Annotated in this window: 25 protein-coding genes and 2 tRNA genes; 12 read left to right on the top strand and 15 right to left on the bottom strand. The window is 60.0% G+C overall.

All coding sequences use genetic code 11. From position 1 onward, the window contains the following. Positions 1-97: 97 nt before the first annotated feature. Positions 98-925, bottom strand: coding sequence for a class E sortase (locus RIF72_RS10305; RefSeq protein WP_309074720.1), 828 nt, complete (start codon positions 923-925; stop codon positions 98-100). Between the two features lie 157 nt (positions 926-1,082). Between RIF72_RS10305 and RIF72_RS10310 the strand changes: the two genes are divergently transcribed. The 7 genes from RIF72_RS10310 (at position 1,083) to RIF72_RS10340 (ending at position 5,778) form a co-directional block, all read left to right on the top strand. Continuing rightward, positions 1,083-1,337, top strand: a complete 255-nt coding sequence (locus RIF72_RS10310; protein ID WP_017199768.1) for a cell division protein CrgA — start codon at positions 1,083-1,085, stop codon at positions 1,335-1,337. 45 nt (positions 1,338-1,382) lie between these two features. Continuing rightward, positions 1,383-1,892, top strand: a complete 510-nt coding sequence (locus RIF72_RS10315; RefSeq protein WP_309074721.1) for a methylated-DNA--[protein]-cysteine S-methyltransferase — start codon at positions 1,383-1,385, stop codon at positions 1,890-1,892. Beyond that, positions 1,892-2,419 (top strand): RNA polymerase sigma factor, encoded by a 528-nt coding sequence (locus tag RIF72_RS10320; protein WP_309074722.1) that lies wholly within the window; start codon positions 1,892-1,894, stop codon positions 2,417-2,419. Before RIF72_RS10315 ends, RIF72_RS10320 begins: the two co-directional genes overlap by 1 nt. Next, entirely contained in the window at positions 2,419-3,048 is a 630-nt protein-coding gene (locus RIF72_RS10325) for a methylated-DNA--[protein]-cysteine S-methyltransferase (RefSeq protein WP_309074723.1), read from the top strand. The genes RIF72_RS10320 and RIF72_RS10325 overlap by 1 nt, the downstream gene beginning before the upstream one ends. Further along, positions 3,045-3,761 (top strand): alpha-ketoglutarate-dependent dioxygenase AlkB, encoded by a 717-nt coding sequence (locus RIF72_RS10330; protein WP_309074724.1) that lies wholly within the window; start codon positions 3,045-3,047, stop codon positions 3,759-3,761. Before RIF72_RS10325 ends, RIF72_RS10330 begins: the two co-directional genes overlap by 4 nt. Before the next feature lie 104 nt (positions 3,762-3,865). Continuing rightward, positions 3,866-4,465 carry a DNA-3-methyladenine glycosylase I gene (locus RIF72_RS10335; protein WP_309074725.1) on the top strand — a complete coding sequence of 200 codons (600 nt, stop codon included), beginning with the start codon at positions 3,866-3,868 and terminating at the stop codon, positions 4,463-4,465. 701 nt (positions 4,466-5,166) lie between these two features. Then, the gene (locus RIF72_RS10340) at positions 5,167-5,778 is read left to right on the top strand and encodes a GyrI-like domain-containing protein (protein WP_309074726.1); all 612 of its coding nucleotides are present in this window, start codon (positions 5,167-5,169) and stop codon (positions 5,776-5,778) included. Between the two features lie 15 nt (positions 5,779-5,793). Here the strand turns inward: RIF72_RS10340 and RIF72_RS10345 are convergent, their stop codons facing one another. Both RIF72_RS10345 and RIF72_RS10350 read right to left on the bottom strand, forming a co-directional pair. Next, positions 5,794-6,648 carry a rhomboid family intramembrane serine protease gene (locus tag RIF72_RS10345; RefSeq protein WP_309074727.1) on the bottom strand — a complete coding sequence of 285 codons (855 nt, stop codon included), beginning with the start codon at positions 6,646-6,648 and terminating at the stop codon, positions 5,794-5,796. 21 nt (positions 6,649-6,669) lie between these two features. After that, positions 6,670-7,212, bottom strand: a complete 543-nt coding sequence (locus RIF72_RS10350) for a peptidylprolyl isomerase (protein WP_011772794.1) — start codon at positions 7,210-7,212, stop codon at positions 6,670-6,672. Between the two features lie 154 nt (positions 7,213-7,366). On the opposite strand from RIF72_RS10350, the gene RIF72_RS10355 reads away from it, so the two are divergent. Beyond that, complete coding sequence (locus RIF72_RS10355) at positions 7,367-8,341, top strand: hypothetical protein (RefSeq protein ID WP_309074728.1); 975 nt, start codon at positions 7,367-7,369, stop codon at positions 8,339-8,341. 141 nt (positions 8,342-8,482) lie between these two features. Further along, a complete protein-coding gene (locus RIF72_RS10360) occupies positions 8,483-9,358 on the top strand; it encodes a glycosyltransferase family 2 protein (protein ID WP_309074729.1) in 876 nt (291 codons plus the stop codon). Between the two features lie 18 nt (positions 9,359-9,376). On the opposite strand, the gene RIF72_RS10365 is transcribed toward RIF72_RS10360, so the two are convergent. The 12 genes from RIF72_RS10365 to dnaA all read right to left on the bottom strand — a co-directional run bounded on the left by RIF72_RS10365 (position 9,377) and on the right by dnaA (position 22,595). Then, complete coding sequence (locus RIF72_RS10365) at positions 9,377-10,285, bottom strand: DMT family transporter (protein ID WP_309074730.1); 909 nt, start codon at positions 10,283-10,285, stop codon at positions 9,377-9,379. A gap of 134 nt (positions 10,286-10,419) precedes the next feature. After that, positions 10,420-10,495, bottom strand: a tRNA-Ala gene (locus RIF72_RS10370). 70 nt (positions 10,496-10,565) lie between these two features. After that, positions 10,566-10,685 (bottom strand): DLW-39 family protein, encoded by a 120-nt coding sequence (locus tag RIF72_RS10375; protein WP_217639245.1) that lies wholly within the window; start codon positions 10,683-10,685, stop codon positions 10,566-10,568. 47 nt (positions 10,686-10,732) lie between these two features. After that, positions 10,733-10,806 (bottom strand) — tRNA-Ile (locus RIF72_RS10380). Positions 10,807-10,919: 113 nt separating this feature from the next. Beyond that, positions 10,920-11,624 carry a DUF3566 domain-containing protein gene (locus RIF72_RS10385; protein WP_309074731.1) on the bottom strand — a complete coding sequence of 235 codons (705 nt, stop codon included), beginning with the start codon at positions 11,622-11,624 and terminating at the stop codon, positions 10,920-10,922. Beyond that, complete coding sequence (gene gyrA, locus RIF72_RS10390; protein WP_309074732.1) at positions 11,621-14,290, bottom strand: DNA gyrase subunit A; 2,670 nt, start codon at positions 14,288-14,290, stop codon at positions 11,621-11,623. The genes RIF72_RS10385 and gyrA overlap by 4 nt, the downstream gene beginning before the upstream one ends. A gap of 63 nt (positions 14,291-14,353) precedes the next feature. After that, positions 14,354-16,432, bottom strand: a complete 2,079-nt coding sequence (gene gyrB, locus RIF72_RS10395) for a DNA topoisomerase (ATP-hydrolyzing) subunit B (protein ID WP_309074733.1) — start codon at positions 16,430-16,432, stop codon at positions 14,354-14,356. A gap of 336 nt (positions 16,433-16,768) precedes the next feature. Beyond that, complete coding sequence (locus tag RIF72_RS10400; protein ID WP_054808852.1) at positions 16,769-17,323, bottom strand: DUF721 domain-containing protein; 555 nt, start codon at positions 17,321-17,323, stop codon at positions 16,769-16,771. After that, the gene (recF, locus tag RIF72_RS10405; RefSeq protein WP_309074734.1) at positions 17,310-18,503 is read right to left on the bottom strand and encodes a DNA replication/repair protein RecF; all 1,194 of its coding nucleotides are present in this window, start codon (positions 18,501-18,503) and stop codon (positions 17,310-17,312) included. Before recF ends, RIF72_RS10400 begins: the two co-directional genes overlap by 14 nt. A 23-nt stretch (positions 18,504-18,526) precedes the next feature. Continuing rightward, a complete protein-coding gene (gene gnd / locus RIF72_RS10410) occupies positions 18,527-19,411 on the bottom strand; it encodes a phosphogluconate dehydrogenase (NAD(+)-dependent, decarboxylating) (RefSeq protein ID WP_375164214.1) in 885 nt (294 codons plus the stop codon). Positions 19,412-19,476: 65 nt separating this feature from the next. Then, positions 19,477-20,601: a DNA polymerase III subunit beta gene (dnaN, locus tag RIF72_RS10415; RefSeq protein ID WP_309074736.1), complete on the bottom strand. Its 1,125-nt coding sequence runs from the start codon at positions 20,599-20,601 to the stop codon at positions 19,477-19,479. Between the two features lie 575 nt (positions 20,602-21,176). Next, positions 21,177-22,595, bottom strand: a complete 1,419-nt coding sequence (gene dnaA / locus RIF72_RS10420; protein ID WP_309074737.1) for a chromosomal replication initiator protein DnaA — start codon at positions 22,593-22,595, stop codon at positions 21,177-21,179. Positions 22,596-23,060: 465 nt separating this feature from the next. Here dnaA and rpmH point away from each other — a divergent pair, with 465 nt between their 5' ends. The 3 genes from rpmH to yidD are packed head-to-tail and all read left to right on the top strand — an operon-like array spanning position 23,061 to position 24,065. Continuing rightward, positions 23,061-23,198: a 50S ribosomal protein L34 gene (gene rpmH, locus RIF72_RS10425; protein ID WP_011776797.1), complete on the top strand. Its 138-nt coding sequence runs from the start codon at positions 23,061-23,063 to the stop codon at positions 23,196-23,198. A 41-nt stretch (positions 23,199-23,239) separates the two neighbouring features. Beyond that, positions 23,240-23,650 (top strand): ribonuclease P protein component, encoded by a 411-nt coding sequence (gene rnpA / locus RIF72_RS10430; protein WP_309074738.1) that lies wholly within the window; start codon positions 23,240-23,242, stop codon positions 23,648-23,650. Continuing rightward, complete coding sequence (yidD, locus tag RIF72_RS10435) at positions 23,580-24,065, top strand: membrane protein insertion efficiency factor YidD (RefSeq protein WP_309074739.1); 486 nt, start codon at positions 23,580-23,582, stop codon at positions 24,063-24,065. Before rnpA ends, yidD begins: the two co-directional genes overlap by 71 nt. Positions 24,066-24,080 lie beyond the last annotated feature (15 nt).

Here is a 24,080-nt window from a genome sequence, read left to right on the forward strand (position 1 = left end):
CCATCAGTACCAGGGCTACGCCCACTAGTACCAAGGATGTCAGAATCCGCACCCACAGGGGGCCTGGCAAATTACGGAAGATCCATGCGTACATCCGTTACCCCTTTCCGTGTGCCCGGGCTACTTGGGCGGCGATTTCCGACGGCGGTCCGGCTGAGGCAGGTTGCCAACTATCCAGCATTGAGTAAGCGATGATGCGTTCCTGTGCCCCAAACCGCGGGTTGCAACTCGTCATGGTGAGGATACTTTCCGTGGGCTGGACTCCCGGTTCGGTGGGAACGGGCATCAAGACGTCCGTGCGGTCCGGGAGGACAATCTGGTTATTGCGGAAGACGTAGGTGTAGTAGCCGTCGGCCGTCTGGATATAGATCTTGTCCCCGGGAACCAAGGTGTGAATGTTGTCCAGTACCGCGCCGTGGGTTTGGCGGTGGCCGGCTACTGCGAAGTTCCCCGGAGCGCCGGGCATGGAGGTGCTTCCGTAGTGTCCGAGTCCCAGGGTGTCCAGGACGTCCGAACCGGTGCCTTCGATGATAGGACGCGTGTAGTCGGGACCGAAGCGGGGGATGTACATAATCCCGATCATTCCGGCGTATGCCGGCGCCGGCGCAACCACAGGCGGTCCGTAATCCACAGGTGCGGCAGGTGCTGCCGGAGTTACGGGGCCGGAGAATTCCTGCGCGAAACTCTTAACCGCCTCAGTCTGCTTTGCGTCCGCTTGAACGTTGGTCCACCACAGCTCCCAGCCCACAAAGAGCAGAAGAACGATGCCCGCGGTAATCAGCAGTTCGCCCAGGATCTGGCTGATTTTTCGGAAGACATCCGAGGCCCGAAGACGCTTTCGCGGGCGCAGTTCCTGCCCTTGGCGGGCGGACGGCATAGCTGAAGCCGCCGTCTGCTGCTGATGCGCCACAGGGTCTCCTTGCATAGGGAGCGGGCGGCAACGGGCGGACCCAGGTTTGCGGCTAGACTTGACAGCTAGAACCAACCCGGAACGCCGTGTGGCCGTTAACCGCTGGAAATTTCCTTCCTGCAGGATATCAAGGCTGGCGGAACGGGTATTAACCGAACAGCCAGGAGGATCCGTGCCCGAGTCCAAGCCCCGCAAGCGGCCTGCCCGTCAGGCCCAGCAGACTTCCGCAGCGCAGCAGTACAAGCCGAACCCGGTTTGGTACAAGGCTGTCATGTTCGGCCTGATGATTCTCGGCCTGATCTGGATCATCACGTTCTATATCACCGAGGGACAACTCCCCATCCGCGAGTGGGCCTCGTGGAACATCGTTGCAGGCTTCGGCATCGCGATCATCGGCTTCCTGATGACCACTCGCTGGCGCTCCTAGGAATTCCGCACCTCACATTTCCGTGCCCGTGAACGTCTACAAGATATGAGCAGCCGGCACACCACCTTTGATTCCCCGTTGGGGCAGTTGACGCTTACTGCCCGCGGGGAATTTTTGACGGGCATCTTTTACGAGGGTCATTGGCATATGCCCGCTCCGGACTACTTCGGAATTCCCACTGGAATCGAGGACCCGGTCTTCGCGCGGACCCAAACCGAGCTCGCCGAGTATTTGGGTGGTCATCGGACGGATTTCGATGTCCCGTTCGAAGCCTTGGGCAACCCCTTCCAGGAGAAGGTCTGGGACCGGCTTCAGCATATTCCCTTCGGTGAAACGGTCAGCTACGGGGAGTTGGCATCAGAACTGGGGGACCCTCATCTGGCCCAAGCTGTTGGGTCCGCCGTTGGGCGCAACCCCATAAGCATCATCATTCCTTGCCATCGAGTGGTGGGACGCAACGGACAACTCACCGGCTACGCAGGTGGCCTTCGGAACAAGCGCTTCCTCCTGGAATTGGAAGAGCCGGCAGAAGTGCGGGAGGGCAAGCTTTTCTAATGAAGCCAGGGCAAATAGGCAACAAGAAGCCGTTCGAAGCAGTGGTGCGGGAACAAGGTGCCACCGTGCTTCGGGTGTGCCGTGCAGTTCTCGGTGTGCACGACGCCGATGATGCGTGGTCAGATACATTCCTGGCCGCCCTGCAGGCGTACCCCACCCTCCCGGCAGGGGCGAACGTTGAAGCCTGGCTGGTCACCATCGCCCACCGCAAGTGCATCGACCACGTGCGTGCCGGTACCCGCCGCGCCCTGCCGGTGGACCAACCACCCGAACAACGTTCCAGCCTCGGCATCCCCGGTGACGGGTATGAGGAATTGCTCGACGCCCTAACGGGCCTTCCGCCGAAACAACGACAATCCGTGGCTTACCACTACCTTGCCGGCCTTCCCTATAACGATGTAGCTGCCCTGTTGGGGGGCACAGCCGAGGCTGCCCGTCGCGCCGGAGCTGATGGTGTGAAATCACTGCGCTCCGCTCTTGCGGCACATCAGTCGCTGGCTCACACATCTCCGAAAGGTGATATCTGATGACCCTCGAACTCAGCCACGATCACGCCGAGGTCGTTTCCCTCCTGCACCCCTTGGATGCTGGACTCGAACCAGCCATTGCCAGCCTCCACGCCCGGTTAGCCCGCGATGCTCAACTCACCCACACCTTGGACATCGCTTACAGGGTTGTGGACTCCCCTGTAGGCAAGCTCCTCCTGGCCGCTACAGATCGGGGTATCGTCCGCATCGCGTTCGAACTGGAGGACCATGATTCCGTTCTGCAGCTCCTGGCAGACACTGTGAGCCCGCGGATCCTTCAGGCACCAGCGCGACTGGACGATGCCGCCCGGGAACTCGATGAGTACTTCAAAGGCATCAGGACGGAATTCGATCTCACGCTGGACTTCCGTTTGTGCCGCGGTTTCCGCCTCAACGTCCTGCGCCACCTGCCCCGGATCCCTTACGGCAGCACAGCCAGTTATGCCCAGGTGGCCCAAGCAGCCGGCAGCCCCAATGCAGTACGGGCCGTCGGCACCGCCTGCGCCACCAACCCTTTGCCCCTCATTGTGCCGTGCCACCGGGTTGTGAAGTCTGATGGGAGTTTCGGCGGCTACCTTGGTGGAAGTGAGGCCAAACGCGCACTGCTCCGCCTTGAGGCAACGCCATGAGTGACGACGCCCTGTTTCCGGTGGAACTTCTGCAGCCGGAAGGGCACGACGCCGGTCCCCGCCTGGTAGCGCCCGGCGCCGTCCATGTACCTGGTTGGCTCACGCTTGAGCAACAGCGGTGGATCGTGGCGCGATTTGGTGAGTGGACACAAGGACCGGTTCCCCTGCGTGCCGCCACCCTCCCTGGCGGACAGCAGATGTCAGTAAGGACTGTATGCCTTGGATGGCACTGGCAGCCTTACCGATACACAAGGGAAGCCACGGACGTCAACGGCCGCCCCGTGCTCGAATTTCCGGACTGGATGGTGCGCTTAGGGCGGCGGGCGGTGGAAGCGGCCTACACCTCCGGCGTTGAAGATGATGAAGCCCTGAGCAAACTGGCCAAGGATTACACACCCGATGCCGCGCTGGTGAACTTTTACGATGACCGTGCTGCCATGGGCATGCATCAGGACAAGGACGAACGCTCCAACGCCCCGGTTGTTTCGCTCAGCATCGGGGAGGCCTGCACGTTTCGCTTTGGCAATACGCGGACACGGACCAAGCCATATAGGGATGTTGAACTTCGCTCCGGAGACCTCTTCGTCTTTGGAGGACCATCACGGTTTGCGTATCACGGTATTCCCAAAGTCCTCCCGGGAACGGCACCGGACGGTTGTGGCCTCTCACGAGGACGGATCAACATCACCATGCGGGTTACGGGATTGTCCTGATGCCCCGGTGTCATCAAAAGAATGTCAGAGGCACCGGGCACACTGGCCCTGGAAGCTGAATTACCGTCCCATCGCCTTGGCGGTGTGGCTGCAGAGGAGCGTGCATGAACCCGGATAACGGCACCATCGTTGGCGAGGATGGGCTGGCGCGCCCATTGTGGGCCGCCTCGGATCCCCTCATGCAGTCCTACTACGACCACGAGTGGGGAATGCCAGTCCGCGATGAGCAAGGCATGTATGAGCGCATCAGCCTCGAAGCGTTCCAGGCCGGTCTCTCCTGGGCCACCATTCTTCGGAAACGGGATGCCTTCAGGAAGGCCTTTCTGGACTTCCATCCAGAAAGTGTCGCAGCCTTCACCGAGGCTGACGTGGAGCGGCTCATGCTTGACGCCGGGATCGTGCGCAACAGGCTAAAGATCAATGCCGCGATCACCAACGCCAAGGCCACCATTGCCTTGCGCGAAGAAGGGGGCCTGGTGGATTTCGTGTGGTCGTTCCAACCCGACAGGACGCCAACTCCCAGCTCAATGGCGGACATCCCCACCACCTCCCCTGAATCGATCGCGTTATCCAAGGCACTCAGAAAGAAGGGTTTCGCTTTCGTGGGGCCAACCACCATGTATGCCCTCATGGAAGCGGTGGGCATCATCGATACCCATCTGATGAACAGCCACCGGCGGGGTACCTCAGGAGTTTGGGCCTGAGCTAGTCCACAGCCCTTGTCCACAGAAGTGCGTAACTTTATCCACAGGCGTGGATAACTTCTGTGGACATCCACATACTTATCCCGAAAATCGGCAGCAACCCGGCGATCCCGGCCCCGAGGTCTGAGTCGTGGACTTGTACCCACTGTGTACCGCGCTGTGGATAGTGTCATAAACTTCACCCAGAGTTCAGCGTTCAGGGATTGCCTGATTTGCCCAAGGCCCCTCGAGCGATCCTCGGGCTGGCCTTTCCCCGATTCCAAAGTCTCCGTCATCATCTTGAAGAGTTGATAACTTACCCACTTAACAACAACCCCCAACCCACAAGTTATCCACAGATGGGGAAAAACATGTGGGTTTCCAATCACGGATCACTGGGTTTCCGGGCTCTACAGCGCTTTCCAGGACCTGAACTACACGTATGTAAGTTATTAACACTGTTGATAAGCCTGTTGAAAGGCGGCGTCCTGCAGGGTCATTAACAGGGTTATCCACAGACGTCGGCGACAAGGCGTGCTTTTCCACATATCAGCCCTCGCCGGGGACAAAGTTATCCACAGGTGTGGAGAAATGCATGCCATTCGGGGGATATCTATCATTCTGACGAGCATGCGGACGGTTAATGCGGCTAACTACACGGATGTAAGTTACTCACAGTGTGGATAACGTCTGTGGATAAGCTCCGGGAGTACGGTGTTTCCATGAAAAGCGACTTCAAGAAGCAGATCCCCAGTTACGGGGCCAAGCACGGCGTGTTCTCGGTGGTTACAGTGCCCTCCCTGCAATTTCTGATGATCGACGGTCACGGAGACCCCAACACGGCGCAGTCTTACAGGGACAGCCTGACTACGCTGTACCCCGTTGCTTACAAGCTGAAGTTCTTCAGCAAGAATGAACTCGGCCAGGACTATACGGTGATGCCACTCGAGGCTCTGTGGTGGTCGGATGACATGGAGTCATTCACTAGTACCAGGGACAAGTCACGCTGGGACTGGACGCTGATGAACATGGTCCCCGACTGGATCACCCAGGAGCACCTGGACGTAGCTCGGGAGACGGTCGCCAGGAAGGGGGATGCCCCGCTCTTGAAGGCACTTCGTCTGGAGCCTCTGCATGAAGGTTTGAGCGTGCAAACGCTTCACATAGGTCCGTATGACGATGAAGGGCCCGTGCTTGAGGAGATGCACAACAAATTTATACCGGAGAAGTCGCTGACGATGACCGGCAGGCACCATGAGATCTACCTCGGCGATCCTCGGCGTACCGCACCGCGGAAGCTTAGGACCATCCTGCGACAGCCGGTCAAAGAATGACGGAAGAGGGGTTTGCTAGCCAGCGGTGACGCGGAACCAGGTGGCCACGGCCAAGAGGCCTGCCACCAGAACCAGACCGCCGGTCTGCAGCAGCGCCTGGTTCTTGCCGCGAGGGGCGTAGGCGAGGGCAGCAGCAGCCAGGCCACCTGTGATCAATCCGCCCAAGTGCGCCTGCCAAGCGATGCTGGGCACAAAGAAGCCGATGGCGCCGTTAATGGCGATCAAGACCCAAAGTTGTTTAGTCTCGCCACCCCGGTGCCGCTGCACCACTAACATTGCACCGAACAAGCCGAAGATGGCTCCGGAAGCACCAACAACAGCTACGGGCGGGAGCATCGGCGTCATGACGAGATAGCCCACTGAACCGCCAATGGCGGAAATCAGGTACAAAGCGAGGAAACGGACGCGCCCGAGCAATGGCTCAAGGGCTTGTCCAAAGATCCACAACGTGTACATGTTCAGGACGATGTGAAGCAGGAAACCTTGTGAATGCAGGAACGCGGCCGTGAGCATCCGCCAGGGCTGCGTGTCCGCAAAGATGTTGGCAAAGGCGAAGTTTTGGAAGACGGCATTGCCGGGCGCAATCCACTGAAGGATGTACACCAGCACGCAGAGGCCGATGATCACGTACGTCACCAATGGCCGGCCCACTGCCAAGGCTCCGCCATACGGGGAACGGTATGTCGGCGTCGTACGTTTTTGTTCGTTGACGCAGTCAACGCATTGGAATCCGACGGCGGCCGCCCGCTGGCACTCGGGGCACGCAGGGCGCCCGCAGCGCTGGCACCGCACATAGGAGGGCCTGTCCGGGTGCCTGGGGCACACCGGAATATCAGCGGACGGCTCAGCCGACGGAATTCCGTAACTCATGGGCTCTGGTTCAGCGTGCGACTAGAGCTGTTCGATGTCGATGCTATTGATGACGACGTCCTCGACCGGGCGGTCACCCATGCCGGTGCGAACGGACTCAATGGCATCCACAACCTTGCGGGATTCCTCATCTGTCACCTCGCCGAAGATGCTGTGCTTGCCGAACAGCCAGTCGGTGTTCACGGTGGTGATGAAGAACTGTGAACCGTTGGTCCCCTTACCCATCTGGATGCCAGCATTAGCCATAGCAAGCTTGTACGGAGCGTTGAAGGTAAGTTCCGGGTGGATTTCGTCGTCGAACTGGTAGCCCGGGCCGCCCACGCCGCGTCCCAGGGGATCGCCTGCCTGGATCATGAAGTCCTTGATGATCCGGTGGAAGATAGTGCCGTTGTAAAGGGGGGTGCCGGTCTTGTCTTCGCCGGTTTCCGGGTGGTTCCAAGACTTTTCGCCCGTGGCCAGGCCAACGAAGTTGGCGACGGTCTTGGGGGCGTGGTTGCCGAAGAGGTCAACCTTGATGTCGCCGAGGCTCGTGTGGATCGTTGCTTTTGCGGTTGCGATGGTCATGGGAACATTCTTCCATGCAGGGTCAACGCCCGTCGGGCTGTAAAGCCGGTTCCGCGCTCGGTGAAATCCGGGACGAACTCGATCAGATGAATAGCCGGTGTTCCACAAGCGACGTAGGCTAGCAACAAACGAGCATGTGTATCGGGAGGTAGTTGTGAAGAAATCAGACCGTATTGCCCGCGAACTCGAACAATCAGTAACGGTCGGTGTGGATAACGCCCGCGACTGGGCTGCACCGCGTGTGGAAGCAGCCGTCAATTGGGCTGTTCCGCGTATCCAGCACGGCATTGACACCGCTTCCCCCAAGATCCAAGAGGGGCTGAAGTCCGCTGCGCACAACCTCGCCGACGGCGTTGCAGTTGTTACGCCGCGGATCCAGGACGGATTGGCGCACCTCGCGCCGAAGATCCATGACGTAGTTGAAGATGCGACGCCCAAGATCCAGGATGCGCTCAACAAGGCCACCCCTGCTCTTGGCCACGCACGGGACAAGGTAGTGGAGGAGTACCTGCCCAAGCTTTCGGACCAGTTGGGCCAGGCCTCGGTAGCCGTCCATCACGTCCTCGAGAACGCTCCTGCACAGGTTGACGCCGTGGCGCAGAAGCTGGTTGATTCCGGTGTTGTCCACAGCGTCCAAGAGCAGGCTCAGGCCACCGGCAAGCAGATCAAGGCAGTTACTGACCAGGCCAGCAAGGCCGTTTCCACCGCGCTAGTGAAGGAACAACCCAAGCCCAAGAAGCGCGGTTGGTTGATCGTCACAGTTCTTGCTGCCGCGGCTGCTGCCGGCGTTGCCGCTTGGAAGGCTTCCAAGCCAGTTGAGGATCCGTGGAAGACGCCTTCTCCGGTCACACCCACGCCCGCTCCTGTTCCTGCAACGAGCACCACTCCGGCTCCGGCCGATGCCTCTGCGACGGTCACAGCCACGGTTGCTGAGCCGAAAGCCTCGGACATCACGCCGGAGGAAGCCGAAGCTGAAGTCGAGCAGGCAACCAAGGACGCTTTCAAGAACGTTGAGGATTCCACCGAAAAGGTGGCCACCGATGCCAAGACTGCCGTCAAGAACATTGCGGCCAGCCTGCACAAGGACACTGATGGCAAGGACACTGACGCCAAAGGTGCACAAAACTAGAACCTGACTTACGGCCTCGGACGTGGGCCGTCAAGTCAAATAATGAAGGGACCTCGGCTACTGCCGGGGTCCCTTCAATGTTGGCCGGGTTGTCATCAAAGCCTCCCTCGGAGGCGCCGCCCGAGTGTTAGATTTGAGGGGATGTCAGCCGATAAACCCCTTGCGGGTGCCCTCCAGGATGTCCCGGAACCTCCGGGCGTGTCCATCGTCATCCCGGCGTATAACGAGGAAAGCGTCATTCGCCAGTGCCTCATCGCTGCCATCTACCAGTCTGTTCCCGCCGAAGAGATCATCGTGGTGGACAACCTGTCCACGGATCGTACGGCCAGGATCGTACGCCAGATGCAACAGGAGTATCCCGAGAGCCCCATCATTCTCCTGCGGCAGGAAGCCACCCAGGGCCTGATCCCCACACGTAACCATGGCCTGAACAACGCCACCGGGGAGGTGGTGGGCCGCATTGATGCTGACTCAGTCCTTGAACCGGATTGGGTGGAACAGGTTCAAAAAGCTTTCATGGACCCGTCCATCGCCGCAGCCACGGGTCCAGTGGTCTACTACGACATGCCGATGCGCCGGTTCGGGCTAAAAGCTGACGACAAGATGCGGCAGCTCATGCTCCGCTTGGCCAAGCACCAGTACCACTTCCTCTTTGGCTCCAACATGGCACTTCGCCGCACGGCGTGGGAAACCATACGTCATGAGGCCTGCCTTGATCCCAAGGACGAGATGCACGAGGACATCGATCTTTCCTTACATCTGTTCGAGCACGACCTCAAGGTGCAGTACCTTCCGCAGATGGTGTCCGGCATGTCTGCCCGGCGGCTCGAGGACTCACCGCGGGACTACCGCTACTACGTCCAGCGTTTTGATCGGACGTACAAGGCACATAACGTCAAGAAGATGGCCTTGAAGGCGCCTATGGTGGTGTTCTTCTCGGTGTACTTCCCGGCAAAGTTGCTGCGCGCCATCCACACGGCCAACTCTGCACAAGGGGCCCGCCGCGGCGGTGTATAAACGCCCGACGCCGGTGCCTCAGTCTGTGCCAAGCTCGGCCAGGCGCTGGTCTGGTTCCGGCCGCCCACGCCGTTGACCGGCGACAACTACTGCCAGTCCCACAAGGATCAGTGCCAAACCCGCATACGTGCCGGCAGGCAAGGTTTCACTCAGGAAAACCGCGGCCAGGATTGCCGCACCGGGAATCTCCAGCAGGATGATCATGGACACCAGCAACGGGCTCATGGTGGCCAGCAAATGGTTGAACGCCGTGTGCCCCACCAGCTGCGCACAGACGGTGATGGCAATAATGCCAAGCCAACCGCCGGCGTCGAACCCTATGAGCGGCTGACCGCTGAACAAAGCCAGCACGGCCACTATCGCCGCGCACATTCCGTAACACAGCGTGGTGTACGTTCCCGTGCCCATGGACTGGCGAGCCTTGCCGCCAGCAATTGTGTAGAGCCCAGCTAAGGCACCGCCAGCGAGGGCCAGGAGGTCACCCAGCAGCGCGTCCGGGGATGAACCCATGTCGAAGCCTGTAATGGCCACAACACCGCCGAACGCGATGCCCAAGCCCACGAGGACCGGCCACCTGTGCCGAGTACCGCGGAACAACTGGAAAACGGCGATCCACCCCGACTGCAGGCATACCAACGCGGTGGCAGCGGCCACAGACGTCAGCTGCAGTGCCGTGATGAAGCATGCGAAGTGGAACGCAAGTGCCACGGCGGCGACGGCCGACCACCCAAATTCACGCCGCGTGATCTTCCCGAATACTTTCGGCTCCCGGATGACCGCCGGGGCTGCCATTACTACGGCACCAATAGCGTTGCGCCAGAAGGCGATAGCCAACGCCGTCACTGAGGTGGCACCAAGTGTGCCGGCAATAAGCGGTCCGGAGGACGCCACGCCAAGAACACCGAGCGCGGCAATGAGAAGGGTCACGGATCTACCCTAGTGCGGCGGGGAGGCGCGGCAGTTCCGGGCCAGCAGTGCTTTTCCTGTTGGTCTACAACCCGCAAATGGGTGCGGTCCTTAAAAGCAAAAGTCCCGGTCATTTCTGACCGGGACTTTTCTTATGGTGGAGGCACGGGGACTCGAACCCCGAACCCCCTGCTTGCAAAGCAGGTGCGCTACCAATTGCGCCATGCCCCCATAAGAAGCAACCCGTCAATCATACCCCATGCCCGGACTGGTATTTACCAATCCGCACCGGGCTCCTCGGCTAGTCCACCGTGTCGGTCGACTTGCTCCAGACATCCTTCCGGGCTTCGGATTCCTGGGCTTTTTTATAGACCAGGACACCTGCGATTGCCGCTGCCACTACTACCAGCAACTTCTTCACAAGCACCTCATTCCGGTTCAGTTTTACCTGAACCTCTTTCGGTTCCGTGGGCGTACCAGGACTTGAACCTGGGACCTCTTCGTTATCAGCGAAGCGCTCTAACCGCCTGAGCTATACGCCCCGATGCCTCATCGGGCCGAGATATGACTGTACAGCACATCCCGGCCCGATCTCAAATCGAGGCAATTCCCCGGATGATTTCCGCCAATTTCAGCGTATTTTCGGGGATTTTTGTTAGTCGTCAGTCAGAGTGACACCAACGCCACCAACCAACGTTGCGGAAATGTTATACAGCACGGCCGAAAGCATGGAGAGTGCGGTCAACAGGACCACATTCACCACCGCGATGATGGTGGCAAACGATGCCACCTGGCCCAGTGAAGCAATCTTCTTCAGTTCGAACCCACTGCCTTCGGAACCCGCCAAGGTGCCGAGAAGGCTATCCACCTGATTAAAGATGCCTGTGAGATCCAACACGGTCCAGAGAACAATTGCTGCCACGACGGTGACGATGCCCAGTGCAACGGACAGCAGGAATGCCATCTTCAGCACCGACCAGGGGTCAACCTTGCTGACAAGGAGCCGCGCGCGGCGAACCTTTGCCTTCGGGGCCGGCTTCACGAGTCCCGGTCCACCTTGCGCAGGACGCTGGGCCGCGGTGCCTGCGGGTCGCTGGCCAGGCTGCGCAGGACGCTGGCCGGGAGCACCGGCGGGACGCTGAGCACCAGTGGCAGGACGCTGGCCGGGAGCACCAGCCGGTCGTTGCGCGGAGTTGGTGCCGCCTGCGGGACGTGCTCCTGCTGCTCCGGCACCGGAAGAACCGGCTCCGGGACGCTGCTGTGGCCGTGCAGGTGTTCCTGCCTGTGCGCTGCCCGAGGGCTGCCGGAGTCCGCCGGGGACACCTGTGCTCGGCTTGGGATATGAGTCGGAATTACTCACTCGTTACCTCCGGTATTGTCTTCGTTCAGCTCCGCGCCCGTTTCGATTTCCGGGTCTGCGTCGTTTTCCGTTTCGTCCGTCACGGTCGCCTCGGAGGCGCCGTCGTTTGCAGCCAACGTTACGTCATCGTCGAGTCCGTCCTCGGATTCTTCGACTTCCAAGCCGCGTTCACTGTTGCGCGCAACTTCGATAATGCGGTCGTTCTTGTCCGGCTTGGCGAAGATGACACCCATGGTGTCGCGACCCTTGGCGGGGACGCCCGTCACGGCCGAGCGGACCACCTTGCCACCCTCCATGACCACCAGGACTTCATCCTCTTCCTGCACGATCAGGGCACCAACGAGGTCACCGCGGTCTTCAGCAAGCTTGGCCACCTTGATGCCCAGGCCACCACGGCCCTGCAACCGATACTCGTCCACGGCGGTCCGCTTGGCGTAGCCGCCCTCGGTCACGATGAAAACGAAAGAGCCGTCCTGAACTACGTCTGCGGCGAGCAGTTCGTCGTCTTCACGGAACTTCATACCGGTCACACCGGACGTGGCACGGCCCATGGGACGCAACGCATCGTCAGTGGCCGTGAAGCGGATGGACTGGCCCTTGCGTGACACCAGGAGGAGGTCATCGGTTTCACTGACCAACTGGGCCGAGACAAGCTCGTCCTCATCGCGCAGGTTGATGGCTATGACGCCGGCCGTACGGTTGGTGTCATAGTCCTCCAACCGTGTCTTCTTGACCAAGCCGTTCTTGGTGGCCAGGACCAGGTACGGAGCCTGCTGGTAGTCCCTCAAGTCAAGGACCTGGGCGATGTGCTCATCAGGCTGGAAAGCCAGCAAGTTGGCAACGTGCTGGCCCTTGGCATCGCGGCCGGCTTCTGCCAGTTCGTAAGCCTTAGCCCGGTACACGCGTCCAAGGTTGGTGAAGAACAGCAACCAGTGGTGTGTGGTGGTAACGAAGAAGTGCTCCACCACGTCGTCGCCACGCAACTGCGCACCCTTGATGCCCTTGCCGCCACGCTGCTGCGAACGGTAGTTGTCGCTGCGGGTGCGCTTTACGTAGCCGCCACGGGTGATGGTGACAACCATTTCCTCTTCGGGGATCAGGTCCTCCATGGACATGTCGCCATCGAAGCCCATCAGGATGTGCGTACGGCGGTCATCGCCGTGCTTGGCAACGATCTCCGCGAGTTCCTCGCTGATGATCTGGCGCTGGCGTTCCTCGGACGCAAGGATCGCGTTGTATTCCTGGATCATCGCTTCGAGCTCGGAGTGGCGGTCCTGGATCTTCTGGCGTTCCAGGGCAGCCAAACGGCGCAGCTGCATGTCCAGGATGGCGCGGGCCTGGAGTTCGTCGATCTCCAGGAGCTCCATGAGTCCCTCGCGGGCCGCTTCCGTGGTGTTGGAGGCGCGGATAAGCGCAATGACTTCGTCCAGCATGTCCAGTGCCTTAAGGAGTGCACGCAGAATGTGCGCTTCTTCCTCGGCCTTGCGCAAGCGGTAGCGGGTGCGTCGAGCAATGACGTCCATCTGGTGCGCAACCCAGTGCCGGATGAAGGCATCCAGGCTAAGCGTGCGCGGGACGCCGTCGACGATTGCCAGCATGTTCGCCGAGAAATTGTCCTGCAGCTGCGTGTGCTTGTACAGGTTGTTGAGGACCACCTTGGCCACGGCATCACGCTTGAGCACGATCACAAGGCGCTGGCCGGTGCGGCCCGAGGTTTCATCGCGGAGGTCCGCGATGCCCTGGATCTTGCCGTCCTTGACCAGTTCGGCAATCTTGATGGCCAGGTTGTCCGGGTTGGCCTGGTACGGAAGCTCTGTCACCACCAGGCACGTGCGGCCTTGGAGTTCCTCCACATTGACGACGGCCCGCATGGTGATGGAACCGCGGCCGGTTCGGTAGGCGTCTTCGATGCCCTTGTGGCCCAGAATGGTGGCGCCCGTGGGGAAGTCGGGGCCCTTGATACGCAGCAGTAGTGCTTCGAGAAGCTCTTCGCGCGTGGCGGTGGGGTTTTCGAGCGCCCACTGCACGCCTTCGGCCACCTCACGAAGGTTGTGCGGCGGAATGTTGGTGGCCATGCCGACGGCGATACCCGATGAACCGTTGACCAGCAGGTTGGGGAAACGCGCCGGCAGGATGGTGGGTTCCTGGTTCTTGCCGTCGTAGTTGTCCTGGAAGTCGACGGTTTCCTCGTCGATGTCGCGGACCATTTCCATAGCCAGCTGGGCCATCTTGGTTTCGGTGTAACGCGGTGCAGCCGCGCCGTCGTTACCGGGCGAACCGAAGTTGCCTTGGCCTAGTGCCAGCGGGTAGCGCATGGTCCAGTCCTGGATCAGGCGGACCAGGGCATCATAAATCGCCATGTCGCCGTGGGGGTGGTACGTACCCATGACGTCGCCCACAACGCGGGCGCACTTGTTAAAAGAGCGGTCGGGGCGGTATCCGCCGTCGAACATTGCGTACAAAACGCGGCGGTGCACCGGCTTGAGGCCATCGCGGACATCCGGGAGGGCTCGGCCGACGATAACGGCCATGGCGTAGTCCAGGTAGGACCGCTGCATTTCCGTCTGCAGGTCCACCTGTTCCACACGGTCAGTCAGCACATCGCCCTCAAGGATGACGTCATCGGCGTTGGATTCCGCCGGGACTTCGGGAGTTTCGTCACTCATAATCTAAGGTTTCCGTTTCAGGTATATGTCAGTTCTGGAATATTCAGGTGCCCTTGTGGGCCCCTAGATATCGAGGAACCTGACGTCCTTGGCGTTCTGCTGAATGAAGTTACGGCGCGATTCGACGTCCTCGCCCATCAGGACTGAGAAGGTTTGATCGGCGGCCAGTGCATCATCCATGGTGACCTGCAGCAGCGTGCGACGATCCGGGTCCATGGTGGTATCCCACAGCTCCGTGTAATCCATCTCGCCCAAGCCCTTGTAGCGCTGGATGCCGTTGTCCTTGGGCAGTCGCTTGTTCATCGCGGCACCCTTGCGGATGGTTTCATCGCGTTCGCGGTCGCTGTAAACGTAGTCGTGGGCTGCGTTGGACCACTTGATCCTGTACAGCGGCGGCTGTGCCAGGTACACGTAACCGTTCTCGATAAGCGGGCGCATGTAGCGGAACAACAGCGTCATCAACAGGGTGGTGATGTGTTGGCCATCGACGTCAGCATCGGCCATCAGGACGATCTTGTGATAGCGGAGCTTAGCGATATCGAAGTCCTCACCAATGCCCGTTCCGAAGGCGGTGATCATGGACTGTACTTCGGCGTTGCCCAACGCCTTATCCAAACGGGCACGCTCCACATTCAGGATCTTGCCTCGCAGCGGCAGGATGGCCTGGGTCTCCGGGTTGCGGCCACGCTTGGCCGAACCGCCGGCCGAGTCACCCTCCACGAGGTAAACCTCACAACGAGAGGGATCCTTGGAGGAGCAGTCAGAGAGCTTTCCGGGCATGCCGAAGGACTCCAGCGGGCTCTTCCGGCGGGCATTATCACGGGCCTTGCGGGCTGCCATGCGTGCTTGGGCAGCGGAAATGGCCTTACGGATGACATCGCGGGCCGGGCCGGGATTCCGTTCGAGCCAGTCACCCAGCTGATCCGTGACAACGCGCTGAACGAAGCCCTTGACCTCGGAGTTGCCCAGTTTGGTCTTGGTCTGGCCTTCGAACTGCGGCTCGGAAAGCTTCACGGAAATGACGGCCGTCAAACCTTCGCGAATGTCATCACCGGTAAGGTTGTCTTCCTTTTCCTTGATAATGCTCTTCTCACGCGCATAGCGGTTGATGAGCGAAGTCATCGCGGCACGGAAGCCTTCTTCGTGCGTTCCACCCTCATGGGTGTTGATCGTGTTGGCATACGTGTGGACACTTTCCGAGTAAGCGGTGGTCCACTGCATGGCAACCTCGACGGCGATGTGCCGCTCAGTGTCTTCGGTTTCGAAAGCGATGACGTCCTCGTGGACGATTTCAACCTTCTTACTCGAGTTCAGGTGCTTGACGTAATCCAGCAAGCCGTCCGGGTATTCGTAGACGACTGTGCGGTGCTCGGCTGCGATTTCGCCCTCTGTTGCCACGGCATCCAGATCAAGATCGTCATTCCCGTCGCGGTTAACCGGGCGCTCATCCGTCAGCGTGATCCGCAGGCCCTTGTTGAGGAAGGCCATTTGCTGGAAACGTGCACGCAGAGTCTCGAAATCGAACTCTGTTGACTCGAAGATGGTGCCGTCCGGGTAGAACGTCTGGGACGTCCCGGTCACGTCGGTAGCTTCGCCCTTGACGAGTTCGCCCTGGGGCTTACCGCCGTCGGCGAACGTCATGCGCCAAACATGACCTTGACGGCGGACTTCGGTGTCAACCCGGCGCGACAGCGCGTTCACCACGGAAATACCCACACCGTGAAGGCCACCGGAAACGGCATATCCGCCACCCCCGAACTTGCCGCCGGCGTGCAGGATGGTCATGACCACTTCAACAGTGGGCTTGCCCTCGGTGGGGTGAATGTCCACGGGGATGCCGCGTCCATCGTCCACAACGCGGACTCCACCATCAGCGCGGAGCGTGATTTCGATGTGGCTGCAGTAACCAGCCAACGCCTCGTCAACAGAGTTGTCCACCACTTCATAGACCAAGTGGTGCAGGCCGCGGGGACCGGTTGAACCGATGTACATGCCGGGGCGCTTGCGCACGGCTTCGAGACCTTCCAGCACGGTAATATCGCTGGCACCGTACTCCCTGGGCGCCTCCGCGGGCGTGTCAGGCTTGGGAACAGTCTCCTCTTCGGGCTCTACTGCCAAGGTCTCTGCATTGTCGTTAGCCACAGGCGCTTTCGACTCCTCTGTACTCGATGTCGGCCGTTCCCGGAGCTGCCCACGGCGAACCGCGGCCGCCAACGGGCACGTGACTGATTGCGCCGTTTACTCCGACGAAGGGGTCCCCGATGCCACAAGAATGGATTCAGGATCCGACGACGTTTCACCGGCGCTCAGTGATCTACTCCAATTCTATCGTGGAAAGGCGCGAATCCTTGCAAATACGGGGACAGCCGAGAGCTGAATGTGGCCGTAGGAGACCACTGGCCCTATCTTCAATGGCCCTGCGGTGGTCCCGACGGGGGCCTATACGACCCGGGGGCGTTGAAACGCCCTGCACGCCGTTTAGCCGTATGTGTCTCTCGGTCCGCGACCGTTAACGCTGCGACCGCCTTTTCGCCAACTTGGAGCTGAAGGTCCCAGCACCTGAATACTGGTAACCACTCCTTCGCCCAGTTCATTGCGGAACATCTCCAAGAGGCTGGTGCTCAACAGCCGCAGCTGCGTGGCCCAGGCCGTGGAGTCGCAACGAACGTGAAGGGTGGTGTCGGTGAAACTCTCCGGAGTGCAATGGGCGGAGATATCCGGCCCCACCAAAGTCTCCCACTCCGCCATGACCGAGCCGACCGCCACAGGAGATGTCCAACCGCGTTCGGCCACCAAACGACCTACTACTTTTCCAAGTCCCAAGGGATCACGGCCGCTGCCGTGGAATTGGGTGAAGCCCCTGGTATCCCGCAGCCCTTTACGTTTCGGAGCGGATCCAGGCCTCGGTGCGCGTTGCCGTACTTCGCCGCGGGCAGCTGCCGCTTCGCGCATCCGGTTCAACGCCGCTTGGGCAGCGTCAATTTCATCCGGCTCACGGCCGGGTTGAAGTCCGTCGTGGCTATCCTTCGCCATCGATGCCTCCCGGAACAACGGTTACGCGCCGTCCGGCCAGCTCCTCGGGAATATCGGCATCGACGGCGGCAGTCACCAACACTTGCTCGGCACGGGCGACTATTGCAGCCAGTTTACGCCGACGCTGGACATCGAGTTCGGCGAAAACGTCGTCGAGGATGAGAATCGGCGCGGTGCCACCGGTTCGGGCGTCATCCAACATCACATAGTAGGAAGCCAGGCGCAGAGACAGGCACATGGACCACGTTTCACCGTGAGACGCATAACCCTTGGCAGGGGCCTGTCCCAAAACAAGTTCCAATTCGTCCCGGTGCGGACCTACCAGGGAGATGCCGCGTTCCAGTTCCTTTTTCCTTGACGCTGCAAAGGCCTGGATGTAGCGCTCCGTGAGTTCGTCAACGGATAGCAGCCGGAGGTCATCACCCGACGCCGAAGGCTCTGTTCCCTGGTCGGCCGGCCCGCCGTCGTCGTCCAGTACACCCCGAATGGTTGAGCGATAGACAGCTCCCGCATCCTTTGAGCCATCAGTGAGTTGGGCATAAGCGCTGTTCAGGTGGGGACGCAAGCGCTCCACAAGTTCCAGGCGTGCGTGCAGGAGCTCCGCGCCGGCACGGGCCATGTGCTGATCCCAGACATCCAGGGTTGCCTCGTGCCCGGCGGTGAACTTGCCGGCACGGGCCGATTTCAACAGGGCATTGCGTTGCTTCAACACACGGTCATAGTCGCTGCGGGTTGCGGCGTGCCGTGGAACGAGGCTCACCAGCAGCTCGTCCAGGAAGCGCCTCCGGTTCGAAGGATCGCCCTTGACCAGCGCTAAATCCTCGGGTGCGAACAAGACCGTTTGGCAGATTCCCAAAATGTCCCTGGCCCGGACCGGGTTGCTGCGGTTGATGCGTCCCCGGTTCGCCCGTCCGGAATTGATTTCAAGCTCGATGACCGTTGACTGCTCGCCACGGACGAGCTTCGCCCGGATCATGGCGCGCTCCGTGCCGAAACGAAGAAGCGGAGCGTCCGTGCTGACCCGGTGGGAACTCAACGTGGCCAGATACCCGATGGCTTCCATGAGATTGGTCTTGCCGATTCCGTTGGAACCCACCAAGACCGTCACGCCGGGGCCGAGTTTCAGGTCGACCTGTGCATAGCTTCGGAAATCCGTCAGCGAAAGATGTTCGAGGTACACGCCGTTTGCAGGACTCCTGCGGCCTAGTTGGCCGGACGGGTGGCGTGTCCGCCGAACTGGTGGCGCAATGCGGAAACCATCTTCATGGCAGGTGAATTGTCTTCGCGGGAAGCAAAGCGGGCAAAGAGCGCAGCAGTGATTGCGGGTGCGGGCACAGCGTTGGCGATTGCTTCTTCCACGGTCCAACGGCCTTCGCCGGAGTCCTCGACGTAGTCATCGATCGAAGCCAAGCCCGGATCTTCGTCGAGGGCCTTGACCATGAGATCCAAGAGCCAGGAGCGGACAACCGTGCCCTTTTGCCACGCACGGAAAGTCCCCGGAAGGTCCTTCACGATGTCCTTCGCAGCCAGCAGTTCGTAGCCCTCGGCGTATGCCTGCATGAGGCCGTACTCGATGCCGTTGTGAACCATCTTGGCGTAGTGTCCGGCACCAACTCCACCAACGTGGACGAAGCTGTCTGCCCGTTCACCTTCGGGACGGAGTGCATCGAAAACCGGCATGGCCAGTTCGATGTCCTCGTCGGCACCACCTGCCATGAGGCCGTAACCGTTCTGGAGGCCCCAAACACCGCCTGATACACCGCAATCCGCGAAGCGGATGCTCTTTTCGGCGAGTGCAGCAGCGTGCTTCTGGTCTTCCGTGAACCGTGAGTTTCCGCCGTCGATAACCAAGTCGCCCGGACTCAGCTTCTCTCCTAGCTCCGTCACGACGGCATCAGTAATCTCACCCGACGGGACCATCACCCACACCAGCCGTGGCGTTGGCAAAGCAGCGATGAGTTCATCCACTGACATGACATCCGTGACATCCGGATTGCGATCAAAGCCTGTGACCTCAATGCCGCCGTTTCGCATGCGTTCCCGCATGTTGAAACCCATTTTTCCGAGGCCGATCAGTCCGATGTGCACAGTGTGAACTCTTTTCTGTGGAGGTGGCGGGAGACGGTACCGGGCTGGGGCCAATTGGCTCGCAGCTAGTTGGGAAGGCGGACCGGCATCACTAGGTAGCGGTAGTCATCCTGGTCTTCGCCGTCTGCTTCAGCCTGGGCCGTGATCATGGCCGGTTTCGGGGCGGTGGTAAAGGAGAATCGAACGTATTTGGTTTCGATGACGCTCAAGCCTTCAACCAAGTAGTGCGGGTTGAAGGCAACCGTGATGTCTTCACCGGAAAGCTGGGCTTCCAGCTCCTCGGAAGCCTGAGCATCTTCACCAGTACCGGCGTCGAGATTCAGTAGTCCTTGGGTGAAGGCAAGACGGACCGGGGTGTTTCGCTCGGCCACGAGCGAGACACGGCGAACGGCCTCAACGAGCTCCTGGGTCTGGACTGTTGCGTGGATCGGCGTGGAATCGGGGAAAAGTGAGCGGATCTTGGGGTAGTCGCCGTCAACCAGAAGCGAAGTGGTGGTTCGTCCGCCACTTTCGAAGCCAATGAGACGGCTGTCGTCGTCAGCAAGGGCGAGGTTGATGTCTCCACTGCCACCCAGGGTTTTGGCTACTTCGTTCAGGGTTTTGGACTTGACCAGAGCGCTGGTAGAGATGCCCGGAGTTACAGGCTTCCACGGGACCTCGCGCATGGCGAGGCGGTAGCGGTCCGTGGCAAGGAGTGTGATGAGGTCATCCTCGATCTCCATGCGGACGCCGGTGAGGATCGGCAGGGTGTCATCCTTGCTTGCTGCAATGATCACCTGCGAAACGGCCTGGGCGAAAGCGTCACCCGGCAGGGTACCGCTGATCGCGGGAAGGGCCGGAAGGGCGGGGTACTCAGTCTCCGGCATGGTAGCCAGGTGGAAGCTGCTTCGGCGGCAGGTGAGAGTGACCTTGCTGCCATCTGTCTCGACGTCGACAGGAGCCGACGGAAGGCTGCGGCAGATGTCTGCCAACAAGCGACCGGACACCAGGATGGTGCCTTCAACAGCGATATCCGCGGGGATTTCCAAACGGGCTGAGGTCTCATAGTCAAAGCTGGACAGGCTAACGGTTCCCGCCTCGGCTTTGAGGAGGAGGCCGGAAAGCACAGGTACGGGCGGCCGCGGAGACAACGACCGCGCGGTCCACGTAACGGCTTCTGCCAGGACGTCGCGGTCGACTCTGAACTTCACGGAAGGGTGCCGCCTTTCATTGCTGCTGCCATGTAGTAGCTGCGGCTTCCTGCTTGGAAGTCGCTAAAACTTCGCAGTCCTGCACCGGAACCTGCATGGTCCGCACTTAGCGAACTACAAGAAGGCTTGAGGATGGGAGCGCTGCTGACAGCTTAGCCGGAAGATCTGCGATTAACCCATCCCTGTCGGGCAGGACTCCCCGTATGTGGACAGTGCGGGCCGGCCACGGCCTGGCTGTTGGTCTGCAGTTTTGCGGGACTGGATCGGTGGCAGAACGAGATTGTTATTTGAGGGATTTCAATTTTTTGGGATTCGTAGTGTTAATAACTGCTGTGGAAACTGTGGATAACCCGATCTCACCGCGTCGTTCCGGGGTTAAGCCCTGTTCACGGATTGTGCGTTAACTGGGTTTTAAACAGGGTGTGGATGGGGACAACTCCCAGGACGGTTTTTAACGATCCACAGATGGCTTAAGGGTTTTAAGCCCATTAACCGCGCTTGTCCCCTTAAGTATCCACAGGCTTATCCACATGCACCTGTTAATAAGGTATGTAGTGCGGGGCGCAGTGTGGATTTCAGGAGTCCCGCTGCTGCTGTTTGATGCGGTTGGTCAGCTCGGTGACCTGGTTGTAAATCACACGACGCTCGGCCATCAGCTCGCGGATCTTGCGGTCCGCGTGGATGACAGTGGTATGGTCGCGCCCGCCGAGCTCCTGGCCGATCTTGGGCAGGGACATGTCCGTCAGCTCGCGGCAGAGGTACATGGCGATCTGCCGGGCCGTCACCAGAGTGCGTGTACGGGACTTGCTGCAGAGCTCTTCCATGCTGAGCTTGAAGTAGTCAGCTGTCTGGTCCAGGATCTGCTTCGCCGTGATTTCCTGGGCACCGTCGTCGGTGATGAGGTCCTTCAGAACCATCTCAGCGAGGGCCACGTCCACAGGTTGGCGGTTGAGGCTCGCGAACGCCGTGACGCGGATCAGCGCGCCTTCAAGTTCGCGGATGTTGCTGGAGATCTTGGAAGCGATGTACTCCAAGGCATCGTCCGGCGCGGAGAGACCCTCGCTGAGGCCCTTCTTGCGAAGGATCGCGATACGGGTCTCCAGTTCAGGGGGCTGGATATCCGTCAGGAGGCCCCATTCGAAACGGGATGTCATACGGTCTTCGAAGCCAGCCAGCATTTTAGGCGGCTGATCGGAGGTGATGACAACCTGCTTGTTGGCGTTGTGCAGGGCATTGAACGTGTGGAAGAACTCTTCCTGGGTCCGGTCCTTGCCCGCCAGGAACTGGATGTCATCGATCAGGAGCACGTCCACGTTGCGGTACGTGGTCTTGAAGCTGGTGCCTTCGTCATCGCGGATGGAGTTGATGAAGTCGTTGGTGAACTCTTCCGAGTTGACGTAGCGGACCCGGATGCCGCTGTAGAGCCGGCGGGCATAGTGTCCGATTGCGTGAAGCAGGTGGGTCTTGCCCAAACCTGAATCGCCATAGATGAACAAAGGGTTGTAAGCCTTAGCCGGAGCTTCAGCCACGGCCACTGCGGCCGCGTGGGCAAAGCGGTTCGATGAACCGATCACAAAAGTATCGAAGATGTACTTCGGGTTCAGTCTGCCGAACTCATGCGAGGTACTCGGTGGTGTGGGCTGCGGTTTCGGTTCGGCGAAATCGGATACTGCGGAAAGCTCGACGGCGGGTTCGGGCTCTGAATGGACAGGTACCAGATCGGTGTCCACATCGATTGCACAGCGGATGTCATCCGAGAAGACATTGCGGAGGGCATCGTCCAAGGCATCCTTAACCTGCGTCTGAAGGACCTCGCGGGTAAGTTCATTGGGGACGGCCACCAGCAAGGTTGAACCGATGAGGCCCTGTGCCTGGGCGAGGATGACGAAACCGCGCTGACGGGGTGAGACCCGGTCGTCTTGTTCCATGAGGCTCAGCACCCTGCGCCAGGAACTTCCGACAGTGTTGGCGTGGTTGGCTTCGTCTACTGTCATCAATCAGTTCCTAAATACTTGCTTGCCGGCGTTGCTGGCAGCCGAAGTGTCTCCGGCGGCGCTGTTCTGGGCGATAATCCACAGAGTTATACACAGCGGGTGGACATTGGGCTACTGAGCCACTCTAGGGGATGAATTCCTTAGAAGATAGCTGGGAAGTTGCCTGTGGATAATTACACGGTTGTGGTTCTCAAATGCGCCCTGTGAGCCACTTCATCCACAGGCTGGGAACGTCACTTGGACACAGCTGTGGATAGCTCTGCGGCAGGCTCCCGGTTTGACTGTGGGTGCCTTTTTGCCCTAACGTTGTGAAGTCCTTTGTGTCCGCTTTTGAGATCAGTTGTAAGTCCGTACGTTCAACGTACGGAAGGCAACGGCGGCAGGCACATACAAAACTTAGCGTCGGCCAGTTCTTCCCCTTTTTTGATCGGGTGGGCGCACCTTTGATCCACTGGAGTAACTAACGTGAGCAAGCGGACTTTTCAGCCGAATAACCGCCGTCGGGCCAAGAAGCACGGCTTCCGCCTTCGTATGCGCACCCGTGCCGGCCGCGCCATCCTGGCTGCCCGTCGCGGCAAGGGCCGCGTCGAACTGTCGGCGTAAATAACTGACTTGTCGGTCAGGGTCTTTTCGCGGGTTCGACGGTGCTAGCCACCCCTAACCGTCTGCGGGCGTCTACCGACTTTTCAACAACTGTACGTTCCGGCGTCCGCAATGGACGCCGGAACTTAGTGTTATATACGGCCTCTATCGGGGCCGGGGAGCCGAGTCGAATCGGCTTCATTGTCTCCAAAGCCGTCGGGAACGCCGTGACCAGGAACCTCGTTAAGAGGAGACTGAGAGAAGCAGGCGCACTGTCCTTGCACACGCATGGAACGGGTCTGGCGGTAGTAGTCCGGGCGCTGCCCGCAGCTGCAACAGCCAGCTGGGAGCAGTTGCTCTCGGACTACAACGCCGCACTGGCAGTGACGACGAAGCGATTGGGTGGCTCAGCTCCACGCAACGCTTCGACCGAACACAACGGCACCACAACGGAAGGGACACCGCGTGCATGACATAAGCACCGCCGTCGTTCCTTCCTCAAGCGACCCCTCCGGGAAGGTTCCGCATCGGAGCCTTCCGGCGGCGGTAGGCACGTTCCTCTGGGAGCTGCCCCGCAACATCCTCATTCTCTTGCTGAAGTCGTACCGTAAGGTCGTCTCGCCCCTGTACGGTCAGGTTTGCCGTTTCTTCCCCTCCTGCTCGGCCTACGCCTTGGAAGCAGTCACGGTGCATGGCGCCGTTAAGGGTAGCTGGCTCGCAGCCAAAAGGCTCGCCAAATGTCACCCTTGGAACGCTGGTGGAGTGGACCATGTCCCCGCCGGCCACCGTCATTGGCCTGAAGGCCGGACGCCCACAATTGTTGTACTGAACAATCCGGACCAGTTCCTGGCTGCTCAGGCTGATGAAGAAGGCCGCTCGGCGGCCTAACGAATAGGGATATCG

It is taken from the genome of Paenarthrobacter sp., assembly GCF_031180005.1.
Lineage (GTDB): Bacteria > Actinomycetota > Actinomycetes > Actinomycetales > Micrococcaceae > Arthrobacter.